This window comes from Pseudomonas putida (genome assembly GCF_001636055.1).
Lineage (GTDB): Bacteria > Pseudomonadota > Gammaproteobacteria > Pseudomonadales > Pseudomonadaceae > Aquipseudomonas > Aquipseudomonas machongensis.
The window spans coordinates 2,513,685-2,533,652 of sequence record NZ_CP011789.1 but is presented as its reverse complement, the minus strand read 5'-3'; the positions used below and the strand labels follow the sequence as shown (position 1 = coordinate 2,533,652).

At 63.7% G+C, this 19,968-nt stretch carries 19 protein-coding genes and 1 pseudogene; 11 read left to right on the top strand and 9 right to left on the bottom strand.

The annotated features are described in order from the left end of the window. The first annotated feature begins 237 nt into the window (after window positions 1-237). The 5 genes from AB688_RS11485 (at window position 238) to AB688_RS11465 (ending at window position 5,600) form a co-directional block, all read left to right on the top strand. Entirely contained in the window at window positions 238-774 is a 537-nt protein-coding gene (locus AB688_RS11485; RefSeq protein ID WP_054895451.1) for an ATP-dependent zinc protease, read from the top strand. Between the two features lie 5 nt (window positions 775-779). Next, window positions 780-2,315: an inactive transglutaminase family protein gene (locus AB688_RS11480; protein ID WP_063544143.1), complete on the top strand. Its 1,536-nt coding sequence runs from the start codon at window positions 780-782 to the stop codon at window positions 2,313-2,315. Beyond that, complete coding sequence (locus AB688_RS11475; protein ID WP_063544141.1) at window positions 2,315-3,295, top strand: alpha-L-glutamate ligase-like protein; 981 nt, start codon at window positions 2,315-2,317, stop codon at window positions 3,293-3,295. The genes AB688_RS11480 and AB688_RS11475 overlap by 1 nt, the downstream gene beginning before the upstream one ends. 109 nt (window positions 3,296-3,404) lie before the next feature. Beyond that, on the top strand, window positions 3,405-4,748 hold the full coding sequence (gene pabB, locus AB688_RS11470; protein WP_063544139.1) for an aminodeoxychorismate synthase component I: 1,344 nt from the start codon (window positions 3,405-3,407) through the stop codon (window positions 4,746-4,748). Between the two features lie 117 nt (window positions 4,749-4,865). After that, complete coding sequence (locus tag AB688_RS11465; RefSeq protein WP_054895447.1) at window positions 4,866-5,600, top strand: phosphoadenylyl-sulfate reductase; 735 nt, start codon at window positions 4,866-4,868, stop codon at window positions 5,598-5,600. A 93-nt stretch (window positions 5,601-5,693) separates the two neighbouring features. Here AB688_RS11465 and cysB read toward each other — a convergent pair whose 3' ends face one another. The 3 genes from cysB to AB688_RS11450 form a co-directional block, all read right to left on the bottom strand. After that, a complete protein-coding gene (gene cysB, locus AB688_RS11460) occupies window positions 5,694-6,668 on the bottom strand; it encodes an HTH-type transcriptional regulator CysB (RefSeq protein ID WP_054895446.1) in 975 nt (324 codons plus the stop codon). 127 nt (window positions 6,669-6,795) lie between these two features. Beyond that, window positions 6,796-7,293 (bottom strand): universal stress protein, encoded by a 498-nt coding sequence (locus AB688_RS11455; RefSeq protein WP_054895445.1) that lies wholly within the window; start codon window positions 7,291-7,293, stop codon window positions 6,796-6,798. 97 nt (window positions 7,294-7,390) lie between these two features. Beyond that, complete coding sequence (locus AB688_RS11450) at window positions 7,391-8,338, bottom strand: putative 2-dehydropantoate 2-reductase (protein WP_063544137.1); 948 nt, start codon at window positions 8,336-8,338, stop codon at window positions 7,391-7,393. A 118-nt stretch (window positions 8,339-8,456) separates the two neighbouring features. Here AB688_RS11450 and AB688_RS11445 point away from each other — a divergent pair. Together AB688_RS11445 and AB688_RS11440 are read left to right on the top strand one after the other, a co-directional pair. Then, a pseudogene (locus AB688_RS11445) lies at window positions 8,457-8,873 on the top strand (PilZ domain-containing protein); the annotation flags it as partial. A gap of 237 nt (window positions 8,874-9,110) precedes the next feature. After that, window positions 9,111-10,187, top strand: coding sequence for a 3-deoxy-7-phosphoheptulonate synthase (locus AB688_RS11440; RefSeq protein ID WP_054895443.1), 1,077 nt, complete (start codon window positions 9,111-9,113; stop codon window positions 10,185-10,187). Between the two features lie 58 nt (window positions 10,188-10,245). Here the strand turns inward: AB688_RS11440 and AB688_RS11435 are convergent, their stop codons facing one another. Then, the gene (locus AB688_RS11435) at window positions 10,246-10,527 is read right to left on the bottom strand and encodes a GNAT family N-acetyltransferase (RefSeq protein WP_054895442.1); all 282 of its coding nucleotides are present in this window, start codon (window positions 10,525-10,527) and stop codon (window positions 10,246-10,248) included. A gap of 502 nt (window positions 10,528-11,029) precedes the next feature. On the opposite strand from AB688_RS11435, the gene oprI reads away from it, so the two are divergent. After that, complete coding sequence (gene oprI, locus AB688_RS11430; RefSeq protein ID WP_003259780.1) at window positions 11,030-11,281, top strand: outer membrane lipoprotei OprI; 252 nt, start codon at window positions 11,030-11,032, stop codon at window positions 11,279-11,281. A 150-nt stretch (window positions 11,282-11,431) separates the two neighbouring features. Here oprI and AB688_RS11425 read toward each other — a convergent pair whose 3' ends face one another. The 3 genes from AB688_RS11425 to AB688_RS11415 form a co-directional block, all read right to left on the bottom strand. After that, a complete protein-coding gene (locus tag AB688_RS11425) occupies window positions 11,432-12,409 on the bottom strand; it encodes a L,D-transpeptidase family protein (protein WP_054895441.1) in 978 nt (325 codons plus the stop codon). A 110-nt stretch (window positions 12,410-12,519) separates the two neighbouring features. Beyond that, entirely contained in the window at window positions 12,520-12,801 is a 282-nt protein-coding gene (locus AB688_RS11420; RefSeq protein WP_054895440.1) for a hypothetical protein, read from the bottom strand. A 58-nt stretch (window positions 12,802-12,859) separates the two neighbouring features. After that, entirely contained in the window at window positions 12,860-13,465 is a 606-nt protein-coding gene (locus AB688_RS11415; protein WP_054895439.1) for an arylesterase, read from the bottom strand. Window positions 13,466-13,475: 10 nt separating this feature from the next. Here AB688_RS11415 and AB688_RS11410 point away from each other — a divergent pair, with 10 nt between their 5' ends. Both AB688_RS11410 and AB688_RS11405 read left to right on the top strand, forming a co-directional pair. Further along, window positions 13,476-14,159 carry an ABC transporter ATP-binding protein gene (locus tag AB688_RS11410; RefSeq protein WP_063544135.1) on the top strand — a complete coding sequence of 228 codons (684 nt, stop codon included), beginning with the start codon at window positions 13,476-13,478 and terminating at the stop codon, window positions 14,157-14,159. Then, a complete protein-coding gene (locus AB688_RS11405; RefSeq protein WP_063544133.1) occupies window positions 14,159-16,666 on the top strand; it encodes an ABC transporter permease in 2,508 nt (835 codons plus the stop codon). The genes AB688_RS11410 and AB688_RS11405 overlap by 1 nt, the downstream gene beginning before the upstream one ends. Here AB688_RS11405 and AB688_RS11400 read toward each other — a convergent pair. Next, window positions 16,629-17,834 carry an MFS transporter gene (locus AB688_RS11400; RefSeq protein ID WP_081255220.1) on the bottom strand — a complete coding sequence of 402 codons (1,206 nt, stop codon included), beginning with the start codon at window positions 17,832-17,834 and terminating at the stop codon, window positions 16,629-16,631. The two genes, AB688_RS11405 and AB688_RS11400, sit on opposite strands and share 38 nt — an antisense overlap. A 195-nt stretch (window positions 17,835-18,029) precedes the next feature. Here AB688_RS11400 and AB688_RS11395 point away from each other — a divergent pair, with 195 nt between their 5' ends. Further along, the gene (locus AB688_RS11395) at window positions 18,030-19,490 is read left to right on the top strand and encodes a PLP-dependent aminotransferase family protein (protein WP_063544130.1); all 1,461 of its coding nucleotides are present in this window, start codon (window positions 18,030-18,032) and stop codon (window positions 19,488-19,490) included. Here AB688_RS11395 and greB read toward each other — a convergent pair. Beyond that, on the bottom strand, window positions 19,462-19,938 hold the full coding sequence (gene greB, locus AB688_RS11390; RefSeq protein WP_063544128.1) for a transcription elongation factor GreB: 477 nt from the start codon (window positions 19,936-19,938) through the stop codon (window positions 19,462-19,464). The genes AB688_RS11395 and greB overlap by 29 nt on opposite strands. Window positions 19,939-19,968: the final 30 nt, after the last annotated feature.

Below are 19,968 nucleotides of genomic sequence, written 5' to 3'. Positions count from 1 at the left end.
CCAAATAAAGGTGCATAGTCAAAGACAAAAACAACATTGTCGACAATTGTCTAATAACGAACTTACCCCACGCTGCCGCGGTCAGATCGCAGCGCGCTGGCGTCAAGACGTCGGCGTGATAGAATGCCGCGCTTCCCAAGGATTACGGATAGTGTGCCTGTCATCATTTCATGCTGTTGACAGATGAACGAGGCGCTTGCGCCCTGCCCCGAACACAGACAGCACCGCGCCAGGACTATGAGACCCACGTTTTATTCACTGTTGTTCAGCCTCGCCTTGCTGCCGGCGCTTGGCCATGCGGCCGAAAAGACCGTGTACGGCCTGAACGAGTACGCCCGCCTGGGCGATCTTGACCTTGAAGTGGCCGCCAAGCTCGACACCGGCGCCAAGACCGCCTCGCTCAGCGCGCGCGACATCAAGCGCTTCAAGCGCGACGGCGAAAGCTGGGTGCGTTTCTACCTGGCCATCGACGCCGCCCACAAGCACCCCATCGAACGCCCACTGGCCCGCGTGAGCAAGATCAAGCGGCGCGCCGGTGACTACAATCCGGATGAAGGCAAGGCCTACACCGCCCGCCCGGTGATCGAACTGAACATCTGCATGGGCCAGGCCCTGCGCACCATCGAAGTCAATCTTACCGACCGCAGCGCCTTCCAGTTCCCGCTGCTGATCGGCTCCGAGGCACTCAAGCACTTCGACGCGCTGGTCGACCCCAGCCTCAAATACGCGGCCGGCAAACCTGCCTGTGCCACCGAAGCTCCCAAAGTAGAGTAATTCCGATGCGCTCTCTTACCCTGCACCTGAAAGTCCTGATCACCGTCCTGGTGCTGCTGGGCGTGACGGTCACCTGCTACCAGATCTTCATCCTGGGCATCCCGGTAACCGAAGACGAGACCGACGACCTGTGGAACATCGACGCCAAGGTCGAGTTCGTTGCCAGTCCCAAGGACCCGGTAAAGATCCAGATGTTCGTGCCGCCGCTGAACCGCGACTACGTGAGCCTCAACGAGAGCTTCATCTCCAACAACTACGGGGTCAGCGTCAATCGCACCGATGGCAATCGCAAGGTCACCTGGTCGGCTCGCCGCGCCAGCGGCAATCAGACCCTCTACTACCGCCTGGTCCTGACCAAGCGCTACAGCACCGAAAAAGCCAAGATCAAGGGCCCGACCTTCCGTGACAGCCTGGCGGTCGAAGGCCCCGAGAAGATTGCCGCCGAAGCGCTGATGGCACCGATCCGCCAGCACTCTGCCGACGTCGAGACCTTCGTCAGCGAGACCATCAAGCGCGTCAACAACCCCAACGATGACAACGCCAAGCTGCTGCTGGCCGGCGACAACTCCCCCATGAAGAAAGCCCAGGTCATCGACCTGCTGCTGTCGATCGCCCACGTGCCGATGGAAAAGGTCCACACCATCCGCCTGGTTGCCGACACCCCGCAAAGCCCTGAACTGTGGCTGCGCAGCTTCAACGGCAACGCCTGGCTGTACTTCAACCCGGAAACCGGCGAGCAGGGCCTGCCCAATGACCGCCTGCTGTGGTGGACCGGCGATGAAAACCTGATCACCGTCGATGGCGGCAAGAAGGCCACCGTCACCTTCAGCATGAACAACAGCGAGATGAACGCCATCCGCCTGGCCAAGCTGACCGACGAGAACACCGACGCCGACTTCCTCGAGTACTCCCTGTACGGCCTGCCGCTGCAAACCCAGCAGACCTTCATGATCATGGTGATGATCCCGATCGGCGTGCTGGTCATCCTCGTACTGCGCAACCTGATCGGCATTCAGACCCTCGGCACCTTCACTCCGGTGCTGATTGCCCTGGCCTTCCGCGAAACGCAGCTAGGCTTCGGCATCGTGCTGTTCACGGTGATCACCGCCCTGGGCCTTTCGCTGCGCTCCTATCTTGAACACCTGAAGCTGCAGATGCTGCCGCGCCTGTCGGTGGTGCTGACCTTCGTCGTGGTGCTGATCGCCGCGATCAGCCTGTTCAGCCACAAGCTGGGCCTGGAGCGCGGGCTGTCGGTGGCACTGTTCCCGATGGTGATCCTGACCATGACCATCGAGCGCCTGTCGATCACCTGGGAAGAACGTGGCGGCGGCCATGCAATGAAAGTCGCCGTCGGCACCCTGTTCGCAGCCTCCCTGGCGCACCTGCTGATGACTGTGCCGGAAGCCGTGTACTTCGTCTTCACCTTCCCGGCCGTGCTGCTGATCCTGGTGGGCTTCATGCTGGCGATGGGTCGCTACCGCGGCTACCGCCTGACCGAGCTCGTTCGCTTCAAGGCATTCCTGAAGAAGGCTGACGCCTGATGTTCGGACTGATCAAGACGTGGAAAGCCCTGGAGGCTCGGGGCATCATGGGTATCAACCGGCGCAACGCGGACTATGTCCTGAAGTACAACAAGCGCCACCTGTACCCGATCGTCGACGACAAGATCATCACCAAGGAGCGCGCACTGGCGGCCGGCATCCATGTGCCGGAGATGTACGGCATCATCGAAACCGAAAAAGAGATCGAGAAGCTCGACGAGATCATCGGCGGGCGCAGCGACTTCGTCATCAAGCCGGCGCAAGGCGCTGGCGGCGATGGCATCCTGGTGGTCGCCGACCGCTTCGAGGACCGTTACCGCACGGTCTCGGGCAAGATCATCAGCCATGAGGAAATCGAGCACCAGATCTCGAGCATCCTTACCGGGCTGTATTCGCTGGGTGGGCACCGCGACCGCGCCCTGATCGAGTACCGCGTCACCCCGGACCAGATCTTCAAGAGCATCAGCTACGAAGGTGTACCCGACATCCGCATCATCGTGCTGATGGGCTACCCGGTGATGGCCATGCTGCGCCTGCCGACCCGCCAGTCCGGCGGCAAGGCCAACCTGCACCAGGGCGCGATCGGGGTCGGCGTGGACCTCGCCACCGGCGTCACCCTGCGCGGCACCTGGCTGAACCGCATCATCAGCAAACACCCGGACACCACCAACGCAGTGGATGGCGTGCAGTTGCCGAACTGGGACGGTTTCATGAAGCTGGCTGCCAGCTGCTACGAGCTGTGCGGGCTGGGCTACATCGGCGTGGACATGGTGCTGGACCAGGACAAGGGCCCGCTGATCCTTGAGCTCAACGCCCGCCCCGGCCTGAACATCCAGATCGCCAACGACTGCGGCCTGACACAGCGTACCCACGCCATCGAGGCGCATATCGAGGCGCTGGCCAAGGACGGTATCAGCGAAGATGCCGAGACCCGCGTGCGAGTGGCTCAGGGGCTGTTCGGGCATGTCGTCCAGCAGTGATGCCAGCACAGGCCGTCCCAGCAGGGGCGGCCTGCTCCAACTGGTGCTAGGCACTTTTCCTACAGCGGCCTACAATCCCCGTCCTTGATTTTCATCGCCGTCCATTCCGATGCCGACCTGTACGCTGCACCCCCTGCCCTACCAACCCGACCCTGCGCACTACTTCAGCCGCTTGCGCCTGGCCCCCGGCGCCATCCTGCTCGACAGCGCCCGCCCGGTCGCCGAGCGCGGGCGCTTCGACCTGTTCAGTGCCTGGCCACTGCAACAACTGCAAGCGCAGGACGGCGAAAGCGGTGAACACTATCTGCAGCGGCTGCGCCAGGCCCTGGCAGGACTCGGCGAGGCTACATTGCCCGACGATAGCGAACTGCCGTTCGCCGGCGGACTGATGGGCTACCTGAGCTATGACTTCGGCAGGCGCCTGGAGCATCTACCGCAGCAGGCGACAGACGACCTCGGCCTGCCCGATGCGCAACTGGGCCTGTACGCCTGGGCCGCCATCACCGACCACCAACTGCGCACCAGCCAATTGGTGTTCCATCCCGCCTTGGCCGACAGCGAACGCCAGCGCCTGATCCGCCTGTTCGAGGAGGATGACGCGCCACTCAGCGGAACCTTCAAGCTGCTGTCTCCAATGCAGGGCGATCTTCGTGCCGAGCAGTACCACGCAGCCTTCGATCAGGTACAACGCTATATCCACGCCGGCGACTGCTACCAGATCAACCTCACGCAGCGCTTTCGCGCCCCCTGCCAGGGCGATCCGTGGCACGCCTACCAGGCGCTGCGCAGCGCCTGCCCGACGCCCTTCTCGGGCTTCCAGCAACTGAGCCCCGACAGCGCACTGCTGAGCTTTTCGCCGGAGCGCTTCATCCGCGTCAGCCAGGGCAACGTCGAGACCCGCCCGATCAAGGGCACCCGACCACGCTCGGCAGACCCGGAGCAAGACCTGCGCAACGCCCGCGAGCTGCAAGCCAGCACCAAGGACCGCTCGGAGAACCTGATGATCGTTGACCTGTTGCGCAACGACATCGGCCGTACCTGCGAGATCGGCTCGGTGAAGGTGCCGGAGCTGTTCAGCCTCGAGAGCTACCCCAACGTCCACCACCTGGTCAGCAGCGTCACCGGGCGCCTGGCCGCCGACAAGGATGCACTGGACCTGATCGCCGGCAGTTTTCCCGGCGGTTCGATCACCGGGGCTCCGAAGATCCGTGCCATGCAGATCATCGATGAACTGGAGCCGACACGCCGGGCCCTGTACTGCGGCTCGCTGCTATACCTCGACGTGCGCGGCGAGATGGACAGCTCGATCGCCATCCGCAGCCTGCTGGTCAAGGAGGGTCAGGTCAGTTGCTGGGGCGGTGGCGCGGTGGTGGCTGATTCGGCGTGGGAGGCCGAGTACGAGGAGTCGATCGCCAAAGTGCGGGTGCTGATGGAGACCTTGCAGGGGCTATAGCCGATGATCCGCCGGCAAAGCGGGCGTCACCTATTCGAGCCCGTCTACCCCGCCATTTTTTGTTACCATCGACCCATTACGAGCGCACAGCGCCATACACACGATGGAAACCGCCTGATGAGCCAACCCTTCGACGTCGCCGCCCTGGCCGCGACCTATGCCAGCAAGTCCCCGCAGGACATTCTCAAGCTCGCCTTCGAACACTTCGGCGACGACCTGTGGATCTCCTTCAGCGGTGCCGAGGACGTGGTGCTGGTCGACATGGCCTGGAAGCTGAACAAGCAAGTGAAGGTGTTCAGCCTCGACACCGGTCGCCTGCACCCGGAAACCTACCGCTTCATCGACCAGGTTCGCGAGCAGTACAACCTGCCGATCGAGATCCTCAGCCCGGACCGCGCCAAGCTCGACCCATTCGTCAAGGAAAAGGGCCTGTTCAGCTTCTACAAGGATGGCCATGGCGAATGCTGTGGCATCCGCAAGATCGAGCCGCTGCGTCGCAAGCTGGCCACCGTCAGCGCCTGGGCAACCGGCCAGCGCCGCGATCAGAGCCCTGGCACCCGCAGCCAGGTTGCAGCACTGGAGATCGATTCGGCATTCTCGACGCCCGAACGCACCCTGTACAAGTTCAACCCTCTGGCACAGATGAGCAGCGCGGAAGTCTGGGGTTATATCCGCATGCTCGAGCTGCCGTACAACAGCCTGCATGAGCGCGGCTTCATCAGCATCGGCTGCGAACCTTGCACGCGCCCGGTGCTGCCGAACCAGCACGAGCGCGAGGGGCGCTGGTGGTGGGAGGAGTCGACGCAGAAGGAATGCGGATTGCACGCGGGTAACCTGATCAGCAAGGCCTGAAAACAAACGGGGCAAGCCCGCGCCTACACAAAATCTGTAGGAGCGGGCTCGCCCCGCGACGGGGCCGCAACGCGGCCCCTGCTTCATGCCAATTCAGTGCACGGGTAACTCAACCCCTTCAAACAGCTCTTCGAGCTCCTGCTTGTTGTGGCACTGGATGGCCTTGGCCATCACTTCGCGGGTCAGGTGCGGTGCGAACTTTTCAATGAAATCGCACATGAAGCCACGCAGGAAGGTGCCACGGCGGAAGCCGATCTTGGTGATGCTGGCTTCGAACAGCTCGCTCGCATCCAGGCACACCAGGTCGCTGTCGAGCTTCGGATCGACCGCCATCTTCGCGACGATACCCACGCCCAGACCGAGGCGTACATACGTCTTGATCACGTCGGCGTCTGCGGCGGTGAACACCACCTTCGGCGTCAGGCCGCGATGGTTGAACGCTTCGTCGAGCTTGGAGCGGCCCGTGAAACCGAACACATAGGTGACGATCGGGTACTCGGCCACCGCTTCGAGGGTCAGCTTCGGCAGCTTGGTCAGCGGATGCCCCTGGGGCACCACCACGCAACGATTCCATTTGTAGCACGGCATCATGATCAGATCGCCGAACAGCTCCAGCGCCTCGGTAGCGATGGCGAAATCGACAGTGCCGTCAGCGGCCATCTCGGCGATCTGCATCGGCGAGCCCTGGTGCATGTGCAGGGATACTTCGGGGTACTGCTTGATGAAGTTGCTGATCACCGGAGGCAGGGCATAGCGGGCCTGGGTATGGGTGGTCGCGATGGACAGAGTGCCCTTCTTCTCGTTGGAGAACTCCTGGGCGATCTGCTTGATGCTTTCGACCTTGCGCAGGATCTCGCCAGCGGTGGTGATGATGCGCTCGCCCGCCGGGGTGACGCGGGTCAGGTGCTTGCCGCTGCGGGCGAAGACTTCTACGCCCAGTTCGTCCTCGAGGAGACGGATCTGCTTGCTGATCCCGGGCTGAGACGTGTACAGGCTCTGCGCAGTCGCGGAGACGTTGAGGTCGTGGTGCGCTACTTCCCAGATATAGCGCAGTTGTTGAAGCTTCATAGATTCCCCTCGAATCAGCGGTAGGTCACCGGCTGCTGGCAGCAACGATTTATAACTATATTAGTGGTAAGAGAAATAAATCTAGAACTATTTTGTTACACCCCAAGGAAAAGACCTACCGCCAGTCTCAGACTTTCCTACGCCCCAAATGCTGCGCCAACGGCACCATGTATACCGGCACCGGGGACAGTTGCAGCAGCCGCACCGCTGTGCGACCAATCGGTACATCGACACCCGCGCCCTCGGCGTGACTGCCGAAGATCAACAGGTCGACCGCCAGGCGCTGGGCCTGCTCCAGAATCACTTGCGCCGGATCGCCCTGGCGCACTCGCACGGCCTTGATCACTGCCAGATCGGCCGCCTCGCCCAATTCCTCACGAAAATTTTCCAGCACCTGCTGCTCGATGTTGGCCATCACCGTATTGACCCCTTGGGAGTGAAGGCGGTCGAGGGTCTGCTCATCGAGATAGCTTTGCAGCAACGACTCGGCGAACTGGCCCATGGGTTCGACGGCGTGGATCACGTACAACTCTGCGTTGAAGGTCCGCGCCAAGGCCAGGGCGTGTTGCATGACGAAGGGCGCATACACGCCGAGATCGGTGGCGTACAGCATGGAACGGATCATTCGGCCTCCTCCACTGCCGCGGGGGCAGAGCAAGCTACAGCTTAGCAGTGCCGTGGAGAGCCGCTTCGCCGTCCGGCGCAGCGGCCAGCCATAGGCTTCAGCCCGCGCAGTTGCGCCGGTCGATGAACGCCAGCGCCTGGTACAGCGCCTCCATCTTCGGCAAGTGGCAACCGGCCTCGCGAGCACGGGCCAGGGGCTCGCCGTAGATCACCTGCAACTCCAGCGGCCGCTGCTGAGCGTGATCGTGGTACATGCTCGGCCAGTAGTCAGGCATCTGCTCGGTGACCCGGAACAGGTGCTCGGCATAGCCCTCCGGCAGGATATGCCCGCAGGCCCGTGCGCCCTCGACCACTTCGGCCATCAGCCCGCGAACCAGCGCGCGGCTGTCGGGATCAGTCATCAGAGGCGTCGTGCTGGCCTGCAGCAACACTGACAGGCCGTTGTACGGCACATTCCACACCAGCTTCTGCCAGCGCGCTTGAGCGAGGTTGTCCATTGGCTGCGAGTCGACGCCCGCCGCGCGGAACAATTCGGCGCCCTCGGCGACGATGGCTGCGCCGCGGTCATCGCTGGGACCGCTGTGGTAACCCAGGTTGACCGCACCAAGCGCCTGGTGGCGGATCACCCCAGGCGCTTCGCGGTTCACACAGATAAAGCACAGCCCCCCGAGCAGGTGCATGTCATCGCGCAACGCGCCACGCAACTGCTCCTCGACGCCCAGGCCATTCTGCAGCAACACCACCCTGGCACCGGGCGCAGCCGCCTGGACGATCAGCGGCGCCAATTCGGCGTTGCTGGTGGCCTTGGTGCCGATCAGCAACCAGTCGCACGGCGGCATGTCGCTGGCCGAGGCATAAGCCTGGACGTCCATCTGCAACTCCCCGTGCACAGCGCTGCGCAGCGTGAGCCCGTGCTCATGCACCACGCCATATTCGCTGCGCAGCAGAAAGTGCACGTCAAAACCGGCACGCGCCAGCATCAGCCCATAGAAGCCACCGATGGCACCGCTACCGATGATGCCGATGCGTTTGTTACGAGGATCCATACCGCTCTCCTGTCGAAGCGATGACTGTCTGTCCGATTTTTTTACAGCGAATCAGCCGGTTTGCGATCCTTCACTATACTCAAGCGATGAAGGTCAAATAATCGACACGGAGTCGACGATGTGTGGATTTCTGCCTCACCCTGACGGGATTCCGCTCGAACTGAATCTTCGCCCGTCTCCCAGCTTGTTCCGTCGGCACCTGCATACCCTGGGGCTTGGCGGCATCGCTTGCAACCACCCGCGTGCCTACCGTCGCGGCACTGCGGTGGAAGTGGTCATTCCGTCATTGGGCGCACAGGCGCGCTATGCCGGTTATGTTGCCTGGTGCCAGCAGCTGGATGCAGGCTACCGCGTGGGCATCGCCTTCACCGACGACCAGGCCCTGTTCGGCGCGCGCATGGGTGAGCAGGTTTGCCATATTCATCATTATTGCCAAGTGCACCAGCAACATGACCTGCACGGCGAACAGGCGCAGGTGCTGGCGCAGCAGTGGATCGCCCAGCATGGCGCAGAATTTTCCGAAGCAGCGCTGGTGGGCGAACACTCCCTGATGTCGCCCCCCTCGGCGAGCCCCCTTCGCGATCCTTGTATCGCGATCGGCCTGCAAGGCAGCTCGCGCACGGCCAGGGCACCTTTTCAGCGCTGACGGCCCCCTGCCCATTGTCGCGCCCGATGTAACGCGCTAAGGTTCGGCTCCCCGCTGCGAACAATCTGCTGCTGGGCCGCACGGGGTTTGCTGGCGGCCGGCACCCGTGACCTGACGAGTAACACGATGGCTGATTTACCGATCGATGACCTCAACGTTGCCTCCAACGAGACCCTGATCACCCCCGATCAGCTGAAGAAAGAGATTCCCCTCAGCGCCAAGGCCCTGCAGACCGTGACTGCCGGCCGCGAAGTGGTGCGCAACATCCTCGACGGCAAGGACCATCGCCTGTTCGTCGTGATCGGCCCCTGCTCGATCCACGACATCAAGGCCGCCCACGAGTACGCCGATCGCCTCAAGGTACTGGCCGAAGAAGTCTCCGACACCCTCTATCTGGTCATGCGTGTGTATTTCGAGAAGCCTCGTACCACCGTCGGCTGGAAAGGCTTGATCAACGATCCGTACCTGGATGACTCGTTCAAGATCCAGGACGGCCTGCACATTGGTCGCCAATTGCTGCTGGATCTGGCCGAGAAGGGTCTGCCGACCGCGACCGAAGCCCTCGACCCGATCTCCCCGCAATACCTGCAGGACCTGATCAGCTGGTCGGCCATCGGTGCCCGTACCACCGAATCGCAAACCCACCGTGAAATGGCCTCGGGCCTGTCTTCGGCGGTCGGCTTCAAGAACGGCACCGACGGCGGCCTGACCGTGGCGATCAACGCCCTGCAGTCGGTGTCCAAGCCCCACCGCTTCCTGGGCATCAACCAGGAAGGCGGCGTGTCGATCGTCACCACCAAAGGCAACGCCTACGGCCACGTGGTGCTGCGTGGCGGCAACGGCAAACCCAACTACGATTCGGTCAGCGTTGCCCTGTGCGAACAGGATCTGGCCAAGGCCAAGATCAAGGCCAACATCATGGTCGACTGCAGCCACGCCAACTCCAACAAGGACCCGGCCCTGCAACCGCTGGTGATGGAGAACGTCGCCAACCAGATTCTGGAAGGCAACCAGTCGATCATCGGCCTGATGGTCGAAAGCCATCTGAACTGGGGCTGCCAGGCCATCCCGAAAAACCTGGAAGACCTGCAATACGGTGTTTCGGTGACCGACGCCTGCATCGACTGGGCGGCCACCGAGAAGAGCCTGCGCAGCATGCACGCCAAGCTCAAGGATGTGCTGCCCAAGCGCCAGCGCGGCTGATACGCACCAACGAAAACGCCGGGCAGATGCCCGGCGTTTTTGTTGGTGCGGTGTCGATTCAGGCCTTGGTCGAATGGCGCTGCTGGCGTTCCATGTAACGCTCGACATAAGAGCATGATGGAATGACGGTGTAGCCCATCTGCTCTGCGTACTCCAGAGCCTTTTCGGTCAGGGCCGCGGCGATACCGCGACCGCGCAGGGCGTTGGGAACGAAGGTGCGATAGATATCCAGCGTCTGCTTGCCCAGGTCCATGTACGTCAGGTAGGCACGATGACCGTCCACATTGGTCTCGAACTGATGACCGGCCTGGTCATGGTGGATGGTCAGCGCTTCACTCATCACTACTCCTCGCAGGTCTTTTGGCAGACCTTTGCCTTGACCGATGGTTTATCCGGCGGAGGAACCTCAACGCCACTCATGCCCCTTGGACCCTGGTCCATCAGCAATCGTTCGACGCCCGGGACACCCAAATAGTAGGCGTGCAACGCGGGATTGCTCAAGGTGCACATGGCTAAAAATTCCATGAAAGCGGGTTGGGCCGCCGGTGCCGGTCGACACCAAACAGCCTGCCGGATGTTCTACGGGTTAAGACGTTTGAGGACCGTGAAAGTCACCCTTAGTTCAACAAAAAGTTTCCTTGGTACAACCGCTTGCGTCCGATTTGCATGGCCTTCCCACTTTCTTTACAAACCCCGTCACACGCGGCCCCTGGCAACATTTTTTTTGCAGTTCTTGCGCTCTGTCAGTTTACTTACTACAAGTAATGGGTACTATGTACGCCGGCCAGTTTCTCTTTTCCGAGAGATGGCTATTTAATAGAAAGTCCTTGAAGGGGAACACGATGAACAACGTTCTGAAATTCTCTGCTCTGGCTCTGGCCGCAGTTCTGGCTACCGGTTGCAGCAGCGTATCCAAAGAAACCGAAGCTCGTCTGACTGCGACTGAAGACGCAGCAGCTCGCGCTCAAGCCCGTGCTGACGAAGCCTACCGTAAGGCTGACGACGCTCTGGCAGCCGCTCAGAAGGCTCAGCAGACCGCTGACGAAGCCAACGAGCGCGCTCTGCGTATGCTGGACAAAGCCAGCCGCAAGTAATAATCCTCACGGATTGTTATGGAGCCGGCCCACTTGTGGGCCGGCTTTTTTATTGCCCGAAGAACGCCCCTTCTCCACGCCGACTCCCGTCACCCGAAAAACAAAAAGGCCTGCACGATGGCAGGCCTTTCGGTTCACGCAGGCAAGGGCTTACTGTAGCTCTGGCGGGATGCTCGACACCATCGGTGCGGCACCCTGGCCATTCACCGGGACGGCGATTTCGACCGGCATGCCATCCTCGGCGGCCACCACGTCACGAACCATGTCCCAGTTCATACGCAGGTTGTTGGCCAGGTCTTCACGCTTGAGCAGCGCATTGATGACGGCCGTGTGCTTGTCGACCACCGACGGGTTGCCATGGTCGTCCAGCGGCGTGTGCGCCTCGAGATAGACCTTGCCACCACTCACGCCGAACTTGTAAGGCTCGTTGATGATCCGCACCGGGGTGCCCACCGGCACCATCTTGGAGAGTGCCACAACATTGTTGTTGAGCATGCGGAAGCAGCCATGGCTGGTGCGCATGCCGATGCCGAACTTCTTGTTCGAGCCGTGGATCAGGTAGCCCGGCAGGCCCAGGGTGAACTTGAACGGACCCAGCGGGTTATCCGGGCCAGCCGGCACGACGGCAGGCAGGATATCGCCGTCAGCGGCGTGTTCGGCGCGAATCGAGGCCGGCGGCGTCCAGGTCGGGTTTGGTGTCTTGGCGGTGATCTTGGTGATCGCGATCGGCGAACCCCAGCCTTCACGACCGATCCCCAACGGGAAGGTGTGCACCACGTTCTCGCCTTTCGGGTAGTAGTACAGGCGGTACTCGGCCAGGTTGATGACGATCCCCTCGCGTGGCCCGGGTGGCAGGACGTAACGGGTCGGCAGGATGATTTCGGTGCCGGCGCCAGGCAACCAGGGATCGACGCCCGGGTTCGCGGCGATCATCTCCAGGTAACCCAGGTCGTTGGCGGTGCCGATGTCGGCGAAGGTGTCTTCGTACTTGGCCTTGATCGTCCGGACCTGGCCGACGACGTCTTCGCCGGGCGGTGGCAATGGCAGCTCCAGCGCGACGGCAGGGCCGGTCAGCAGCAAGGCGGCCAGGGACAGGCAACGGGTGACGGCGGGAAAGCGCGGCAACATCCGGTAAATCCTTCGAAAGAGGGTTCAAGACATTCGATTGTACACCCGCCCGGATTCAAGCGGGAGGCATCGGCAGGCGTTGCAAGGGTTACAAATGATGAAAGGTGAGCTCAGAGCTCCGGCCACACCGGACGCGTACCCCGCCGCTGGGCATCGAGAATGGCCCGGCATAGCGGGCACAGGCGTTCGTCGCGATAGACCGCGCGCTCGACCGACGACCAGCGCGGCTGCGCCGGAAGCAAGCCGCCACACAAGGTGCGGTCGACCGGAGCGCCCAGTTCGAGCTGGCGGGCGGCGAGATGGACACGGACTTCCTGGCAGGCGAACAGGTCGAGCTGCTCGTCGGGCTCGATCAATTGGTAGGCATACAGGGACCAGGCGGGGCGTGGCATCGGGGGCACTCGAAACGGGGGGCGCAACATTAGCCGAAAGCGGCCCCCGATAAAAGCGTCAGAGCAAGGGTTTTATCGTCGGCCAGGCATTATCGAGCAAGCGCTGCTGGGCGCCCTGGGCCGGATGGATGCCGTCGGCCTGCATCATCTCCGCCACCCCACCTATGCCCTCCAGAAAGAACGGCACCAAGGCCACCTTCTTTTCCTTCGCCAACTGCTCATAGACCTGGGCGAACGCGGTGGTGTAGCGCACGCCATAATTCGGTGGCAAGCGCATGCCGAGCAACACCACCTTGGCGCCGGCCTCACGGGAGCGATCAATCATCGAGGCAAGATTTTGTTGCAATTGTTGTGGCGGTTGCCCACGCAGCCCGTCGTTCCCGCCCAACTCCAGCACCACCAGATCAGGCTTGTGCGCTGCAAGCAGCGCCGGCAGCCGCGCCTGGCCACCTGCGCTGGTGTCGCCACTGATCGAGGCATTGACCACACGGTCGGTGAAACCCTCGTCCTTCAGGCGTTGCTCCAGGAGCGCGACCCATCCCTGGCGGGTATCCAGGCCAAAACCGGCACTGATACTATCGCCGACAACCAGCAACGTTCCCGCCGCCGCGCCCTGGGCCAGGCAACACAGGGCCAGACCGGCACTCAACCACCACATTCGCATCGGATTCTCCATGGGCCCCAGCATTCTCGTTGCGCAGAACCTTAGCAAAGTGGTCCCCAGCGCGGAAGGCGACCTCACCATCCTCCACCCGCTTTCTCTCGACCTCGACCAGGGCGACAGCCTGGCCATCGTCGGTGCATCCGGCTCGGGCAAGTCGACCCTGCTCGGCCTGCTCGCAGGCCTTGACCGCCCCAGTGATGGCAGTGTCGTGCTCGCCGGCCACGACCTTGGCCCCCTGGACGAAGACCAGCGCGCACGGGTGCGTGCCGAACACGTCGGTTTCGTGTTCCAGTCGTTCCAGTTGCTCGACAGCCTCAATGCCCTGGAAAACGTCATGCTGCCCTTGGAGCTGGACGGCCGCCGCGACGCCCGCGAGCAGGCCCGCACCCTGCTCGAACGGGTCGGCCTGGGCCAGCGCCTGAGCCACACCCCACGCCAGCTGTCCGGCGGCGAGCAGCAACGGGTGGCGATCGCCCGTGCGTTCGCGGCGCACCCGGCAGTACTGTTCGCCGACGAGCCCACCGGCAATCTCGACAGCCATACCGGCGAGCGCATCAGCGACCTGCTGTTCGAGCTCAACAAGGAACGCGGCACCACCTTGGTGCTGGTGACCCATGACGAGCGGCTGGCCAAGCGCTGCCGTCGCCTGATCCGCCTGGACGCCGGACGCCTGGTGGCGCCCCTGGAGCCATGATGACCCGCCTGCCGTTCATGCGCCTGTGCGCCCTGGCCCTGCGCCAACTGCTGCGTGACGCCCGCGCCAGTGAAGTGCGAGTACTGTTCTTCGCGCTCCTGGTGGCCGTCGCCGCCAGCACCGCCATTGGTTACTTCGGCGCCCGTCTCAACGGTGCCATGCAATTGCGGGCCAGCGAATTCCTCGCTGCTGACCTTGTGCTGCAAGGGTCCTCCGCCGCCCAGGCGGCGCAGATCGATGCCGGTACTTCGCGTGGCCTGACCCACGCCCGCGTGGTGGAGTTCACCAGCGTGGTGGCCGCCGATACCGGTATCCAGTTGTCGAGCATCAAGGCCATCGACCCGGCCTATCCACTGCGTGGCCAACTGCGCAGCGCCGCCACGCCCTATGGCAGCGAGACGCCCGGCGGCGGGCCGGCGGCCGGCGAAGCCTGGGTCGAGGCGCGCCTGTTGGCGGCACTGGGGCTCTCGCTGGGCGACAGCATCGACGTCGGCATGAAGACCCTGCGCATGACCCGCGTGCTGACCTATGAACCGGATCGCGCCGGCAACTTCTACAGCCTCACCCCACGCGTGCTGATGAACATCGCTGACCTGGACGCCACCGGCGTGATCCAGCCAGGAAGCCGGGTCACCTATCGCGACCTGTGGCGCGGCGAGCCGGACACCCTGGTGCAATATCGCCAGGCGGTGGAGAAGGATCTTGCCGCCAACCAGCGGCTGCTCGACACCCGTGACGGCAACCGCCAGATCGGCGGCGCCCTGGGTCGCGCCGAACGCTACCTGAACATGGCCAGCCTGGTCGCGGTACTGCTGGCCGGTGTGGCCGTGGCGCTGTCGGCCAGTCGCTATGCCGCCCGCCGCCTGGACGCCAGCGCCCTGCTGCGCTGCCTGGGGCTGTCACGACACCAGGCGCTGGGCCTGTACTCGCTGCAACTGGCGATGCTGGGGCTGGTGGCGGCGCTCGCCGGCGCCCTGCTTGGCTGGCTCGCGCAACTGGGTCTGTTCGCCCTCCTGCAGGGGCTGCTGCCCAGTACCGTTCCGCCGGGCGGCATCGCCCCGGCACTGGCTGGCATCGGCACCGGCCTGGTGGCGCTGGCCGGCTTCGCCCTGCCTCCGCTCGCCGCTCTGGGCCGGGTACCGCCCTTGCGCGTGCTGCGCCGTGACCTGCTGCCGGTACCGCCCAGCAGTTGGCTGGTCTATGGCGCGGCATTGTTCGCCCTTGGCCTGATCATGTGGCGCCTGAGCCTGGACCTGCTGCTGACCTTCGCCCTGCTCGGCGGCGGCCTGATCGCCGCGCTGCTGCTTGGTGGCCTGCTACTGCTGGGCCTGCGCAGCCTACGCCGGTTACTGGTCGGCTCGCCGCTGCCCTGGCGCCTGGGGCTGGGTCAGTTGCTGCGTCATCCGCTGGCAGCCGCCGGCCAGGCGCTGGCCTTCGGCTTGATCCTGCTGGCCATGGCCCTGGTCGCGCTACTGCGCGCCGAGCTGCTGGACAACTGGCAGGCGCAACTACCCAAGGATGCCCCCAACCACTTCGCGCTGAACATCCTGCCAGACGAGCGCGAACCCTTTGCCCAGCGCCTGCGCGAGGTCAATGCCACCTCGGCGCCGCTGTACCCGGTGATCCCCGGGCGCCTCACCCATATCAACGATCAGCCGGTACAGCAGCTGGTGAGCAAGGAATCTACCGGCGATCGTGCCGTGCAGCGCGACCTGAGCCTGACCTGGGCCGCCGAACTGCCCCAGGGCAATGCCTTGAGCGAAGGCGATTGGTGGCAGACGCCACCGGCGACCGACGGACCACCCGCGGTATCGGTCGAAGCCGAGCTGGCCGCAAGCCTCAAGCTCAAGCTGGGTGACCTGCTGACCTTCGACATCGGCGGCGAGCACCGCCAGGCACGGGTCAGCAGCCTGCGTACGGTGCACTGGGACAGCTTCCAGCCGAACTTCTACATGATCTTCCAGCCCGGCACCTTGCAAGGTTTGCCCGCCACCTATCTGACCAGCTTCTACCTCGCGCCCGGGCACGATACCGACGTGGTCGCCCTGTCGCGGGCGTTTCCGGCGGTGACCATCCTCCAGGTCGATGCGCTGCTTGGGCAACTGCGCAGCATCCTCGCCCAGGTCACCTTGGCGGTGGAGTACGTACTGCTGTTCGTGCTCGCGGCGGGCCTTGCGGTGTTGTTCGCCGGCCTGCAGGCCACCCTGGACGAGCGTATCCGCCAAGGCGCGCTACTGCGCGCCCTGGGCGCCGGCCGTGCGCTACTGGTCAAGGCCCGGCGCATCGAGTTCGGCCTGCTTGGCGCCGCCAGCGGCCTGCTCGCTGCCCTGGGCTGCGAATTGATCACCTGGGCCCTGTACCGCTATGCCTTCGACCTGCACTGGGCGCCGCATCCCTGGCTGCTGGTACTGCCCGTGCTGGGCGCGGTCCTGGTCGGCGGGGCCGGTGTGTTCGGCACCCGGCGGGCACTCAATGCAACGCCACTGAGCGTTCTGCGCGAGACCTGAGCCGACGGCGCATGCTCGCCGTGCCTGTAAGCACGGTGAGCAGCACCATCGGCGCGCCCACCAGCCATGCCAACTGGCTCACATCCAAATGCGGCCAGTGGCTGGCAAGAAAGCCATACGCCGCACCGCTGACCATCTGCAGGAAGAAGAACTGACCGGTGGACAGCCCGATATCCCGCTGGACACAACGCAGCAGCCCTGCCTGGGTCGCCGGAATCACCATGCCAGTGCTCAACAGGATTGCCATCATCGGAACCACGAACGCTCCCGCCACCGGCCCTGCCAGGTGAACGGCCAACCACAGGCCAACCCAGCCGACAGTACCGACAGCGGCCCCGACCGCCAGGATCAGCGCCAGGTCATGCTGGCGACTCAGGCGCCGGGCCAGAAAGCTGCCGGTGACATAACCCAGTGCACAGATGGCGATCAGCGCGCCGTATTCGAATGCGCTGAACCCCAGGACAACCTGGAAGGCGTAGGACGATGAAGACAGGAAGCCGAAGTAGCTCATCCAAACCAGGCTAATGCAGGCTGCATGAAAAACGAACGCAGCGTTGCCCAGGTTGCGTCCGTACACCCGCAGCACCAGGCCCGGAGTAACGCCCTGGCCTGTCCCCGGCAGGCTCGGCACCAGGCGCCAGAACACCAGCAGTACCAGCAGGTTGAATACCCCCACCAGCCCCAGAATCCCGCGCCAGCCAAACTGCGGTAGCAAAGCGCCACCCAGCAACGGCGCCAGGCACGGGGTGATGGCGATGGCCGAAGCCAGCGTGGTGAGAATGCCCATGCGCTCGCGCTCGGTGAACACCTCGCGCACCACCATGCGGGTGGTCACCGTGCCGACGCAGCCGCCCAATGCTTGCAGCAGGCGGCCGATCATGAAGGGCAGGAAGGACGTGGCGCTGGCCGCAAGCCCGGTACCGCACGCTGCCAGCAGCAGCCCGCCCAGTTGTACTGCCCGCGGGCCGTAGCGATCACACAGCAGCCCGGCCAGCACCATCGACAGCGCATAGCCGACCATGTACATCACCAGTGTGCTCTGCACCTGGCCAAGGCCAACCTGCAACTGCTCGGCCAGTTGCGCCGAGGCCGGCACCATGATGCCCAGCCCGACCTGCGGCACTACCACTGCGGCCAGCAAGGCCACTGACAATCCGGGCCGGTTCATGGCTGCACCCGCGAAGCAAAAGACAATCGGACGGGCGAACGCAGCCCCACCGCAATACGCATGATTCGATGTTCCTCGAATGAAGGTCGGGGACGCCTGCAGGCACGACGCAAAGGCTCTGCGTCACGCGATTGAGGTTAGGGGCGGCGCTGCATAAGATGAAGGCCCATTAGGCCTTCCCGAATATGGACCACTATGGCCAGAGGCAAACAAGCCATTGCCCTCGATCTCGCCCTGCCGTTCGAGCTGTCTGCCGGTAGCGCTACCGGCAAGCACCGGCTGCTGCATGGATTTCTCCAGGAGCTGGTGGTCAGCGGCCATCTGCCACCCGGCACCCTGCTGCCCTCCACACGCACGTTGGCACAGCGCTGGGGCGTGGCGCGTGGCACGCTGGAGGCGGTGTTCGAGCAGCTCAAGCTGGAAGGCTTCATCGAGCGGCGCCAGGGCGCAGGGTCGCAGGTCACCCTGCAACTGCCCGATACCCTGATCGCATCCGGCAATCCGGCCGGCCAGGCGTCGCTATCGCGGCCGATGCCCGACCCGCAGTCGGTGCAGGCGCAGGTGCAAGCGCGGGTCCCCTTCGTCGCCCGCCTGCCCGACCCGAACTTGCTGGAGCAGCCTCTTTTCCCGGCACGCCTGGACGGCGCCGGCCTGCTTGAAAGCCTCCCTGCGCAGGGTGACCCACGCCTGCGCCAGGCCATCGCAGCGCACTTGAAGCTCTATCGGGGTATCGACTGCGAGGCGGATGACATCCTGGTCACCCACGGCATTCGCCACACCCTCGACCTGTTCAGCCGCGTGCTGCCCAAGCACCGAGCGCTCGCCGTTGAAGACCCAGGCTATGCCTGGGCCAGGCGGATTTTCGAGCGTTCGGGGCACAGGCTGTTCAGCACGCCGCTCGACGAACAGGGCCTGCGCGTCGATGCCCTTGCCGACCATGAAACACTCGGGGCGGTACAGGTTACGCCCGCCCATCAAGCGCCACTGGGCATCTGCATGAGCGTCGAACGCCGCCAGGCCCTGCTCGACTGGGCGCAGGCACGGGGCGCGATAATCATCGAGGACGATTACGACAGCGAGTACAACTATGCGAGTGCACCGCTGCCGGCGATCAAGGCGATCGACCACCACGACCGAGTGCTGTTCTGCGGCAGTTTCAACAAGACCTTGTTCAGCAACCTGCGCCTGGGCTTTGCCGTGGTTCCCCGGCGCCTGCACGCCGAAATGCTGGACACGCTGACGATCTCCGGGCAGGCGCCTGGCGCCCTCGGCCAGCGGGCGCTGGAGCAGATGCTCGGCAACGGCCAGTATGCACGCCACCTGCGCATTGCCCGGCAGACCTACCAGCAGCGCCGCGACCTGCTCATCGACAGGCTGCGCCGGCACGCTGACGTGCAGATTGCCGGCGAGCAGTCAGGGCTGCATTTCATCCTCTGGTTGCCCGAAGGCTGCAACGAACAGCAATTTTGCCAACAGGCCCACGAGCAGGGCCTGATGCTTCAGCCGCTCGGGCTGTTCACCTGTGAACATGCCTGGCCGGCGGGCGTACTGGTGGGTTACGCCTCGTTGAGCGAGGCGCAGATTGCGGTGGCGGGGGACACATTGGGGCGGCTGTACCTGAATGCGCTCACTGGGCGCCGTAGTGGATGCGATTGATGTACCAGGTCGCTTCACCCGTGGGCGTTTGCACCAGCACTTCATCGCCCTCTTCTTTTTTCAGCAGCGCACGGGCCATGGGCGAGTCGATGGAAATGTAGTCGTTACGACCGTAGATCTCGTCGTAACCGACGATGCGAAACGTCAGGGTTTCGCCGTCGTCGTTCTCGATCTCGACCCAGGCACCGAAGAACACCTTGCCTTCCTGCTCCGGGGAATAGGCGACAACTTTCACATCCTCGAGGCGCTTGCGCAGGTAGCGGACTCGCCGATCGATCTCGCGCAGCAATTTCTTGTTGTACTGGTAATCGGCATTTTCGCTGCGATCCCCCAGCGACGCAGCCCAGGTCACCTTCTGGGTGATCTCGGGGCGGTAGACGCGCCACAGGTGATCCAGCTCCTTCTTGAGGGCTTCATGACCTTCGGTGGTGATGATGTTGGTACTCAAACCGCTTGCTCTCCTCGGCACAGCCACAGC

Bases quoted from the DNA above. Each gene is read 5' to 3' on its own strand.
- AB688_RS11485 (WP_054895451.1), top strand. From the start codon at position 238: ATGAGACCCACGTTTTATTCACTGTTGTTCAGCCTCGCCTTGCTGCCG.
- AB688_RS11480 (WP_063544143.1), top strand. From the start codon at position 780: ATGCGCTCTCTTACCCTGCACCTGAAAGTCCTGATCACCGTCCTGGTG.
- AB688_RS11475 (WP_063544141.1), top strand. From the start codon at position 2,315: ATGTTCGGACTGATCAAGACGTGGAAAGCCCTGGAGGCTCGGGGCATC.
- pabB (WP_063544139.1), top strand. From the start codon at position 3,405: ATGCCGACCTGTACGCTGCACCCCCTGCCCTACCAACCCGACCCTGCG.
- AB688_RS11465 (WP_054895447.1), top strand. From the start codon at position 4,866: ATGAGCCAACCCTTCGACGTCGCCGCCCTGGCCGCGACCTATGCCAGC.
- cysB (WP_054895446.1), bottom strand. From the start codon at position 6,668: ATGAAGCTTCAACAACTGCGCTATATCTGGGAAGTAGCGCACCACGAC.
- AB688_RS11455 (WP_054895445.1), bottom strand. From the start codon at position 7,293: ATGATCCGTTCCATGCTGTACGCCACCGATCTCGGCGTGTATGCGCCC.
- AB688_RS11450 (WP_063544137.1), bottom strand. From the start codon at position 8,338: ATGGATCCTCGTAACAAACGCATCGGCATCATCGGTAGCGGTGCCATC.
- AB688_RS11440 (WP_054895443.1), top strand. From the start codon at position 9,111: ATGGCTGATTTACCGATCGATGACCTCAACGTTGCCTCCAACGAGACC.
- AB688_RS11435 (WP_054895442.1), bottom strand. From the start codon at position 10,527: ATGAGTGAAGCGCTGACCATCCACCATGACCAGGCCGGTCATCAGTTC.
- oprI (WP_003259780.1), top strand. From the start codon at position 11,030: ATGAACAACGTTCTGAAATTCTCTGCTCTGGCTCTGGCCGCAGTTCTG.
- AB688_RS11425 (WP_054895441.1), bottom strand. From the start codon at position 12,409: ATGTTGCCGCGCTTTCCCGCCGTCACCCGTTGCCTGTCCCTGGCCGCC.
- AB688_RS11420 (WP_054895440.1), bottom strand. From the start codon at position 12,801: ATGCCACGCCCCGCCTGGTCCCTGTATGCCTACCAATTGATCGAGCCC.
- AB688_RS11415 (WP_054895439.1), bottom strand. From the start codon at position 13,465: ATGCGAATGTGGTGGTTGAGTGCCGGTCTGGCCCTGTGTTGCCTGGCC.
- AB688_RS11410 (WP_063544135.1), top strand. From the start codon at position 13,476: ATGGGCCCCAGCATTCTCGTTGCGCAGAACCTTAGCAAAGTGGTCCCC.
- AB688_RS11405 (WP_063544133.1), top strand. From the start codon at position 14,159: ATGACCCGCCTGCCGTTCATGCGCCTGTGCGCCCTGGCCCTGCGCCAA.
- AB688_RS11400 (WP_081255220.1), bottom strand. From the start codon at position 17,834: ATGAACCGGCCCGGATTGTCAGTGGCCTTGCTGGCCGCAGTGGTAGTG.
- AB688_RS11395 (WP_063544130.1), top strand. From the start codon at position 18,030: ATGGCCAGAGGCAAACAAGCCATTGCCCTCGATCTCGCCCTGCCGTTC.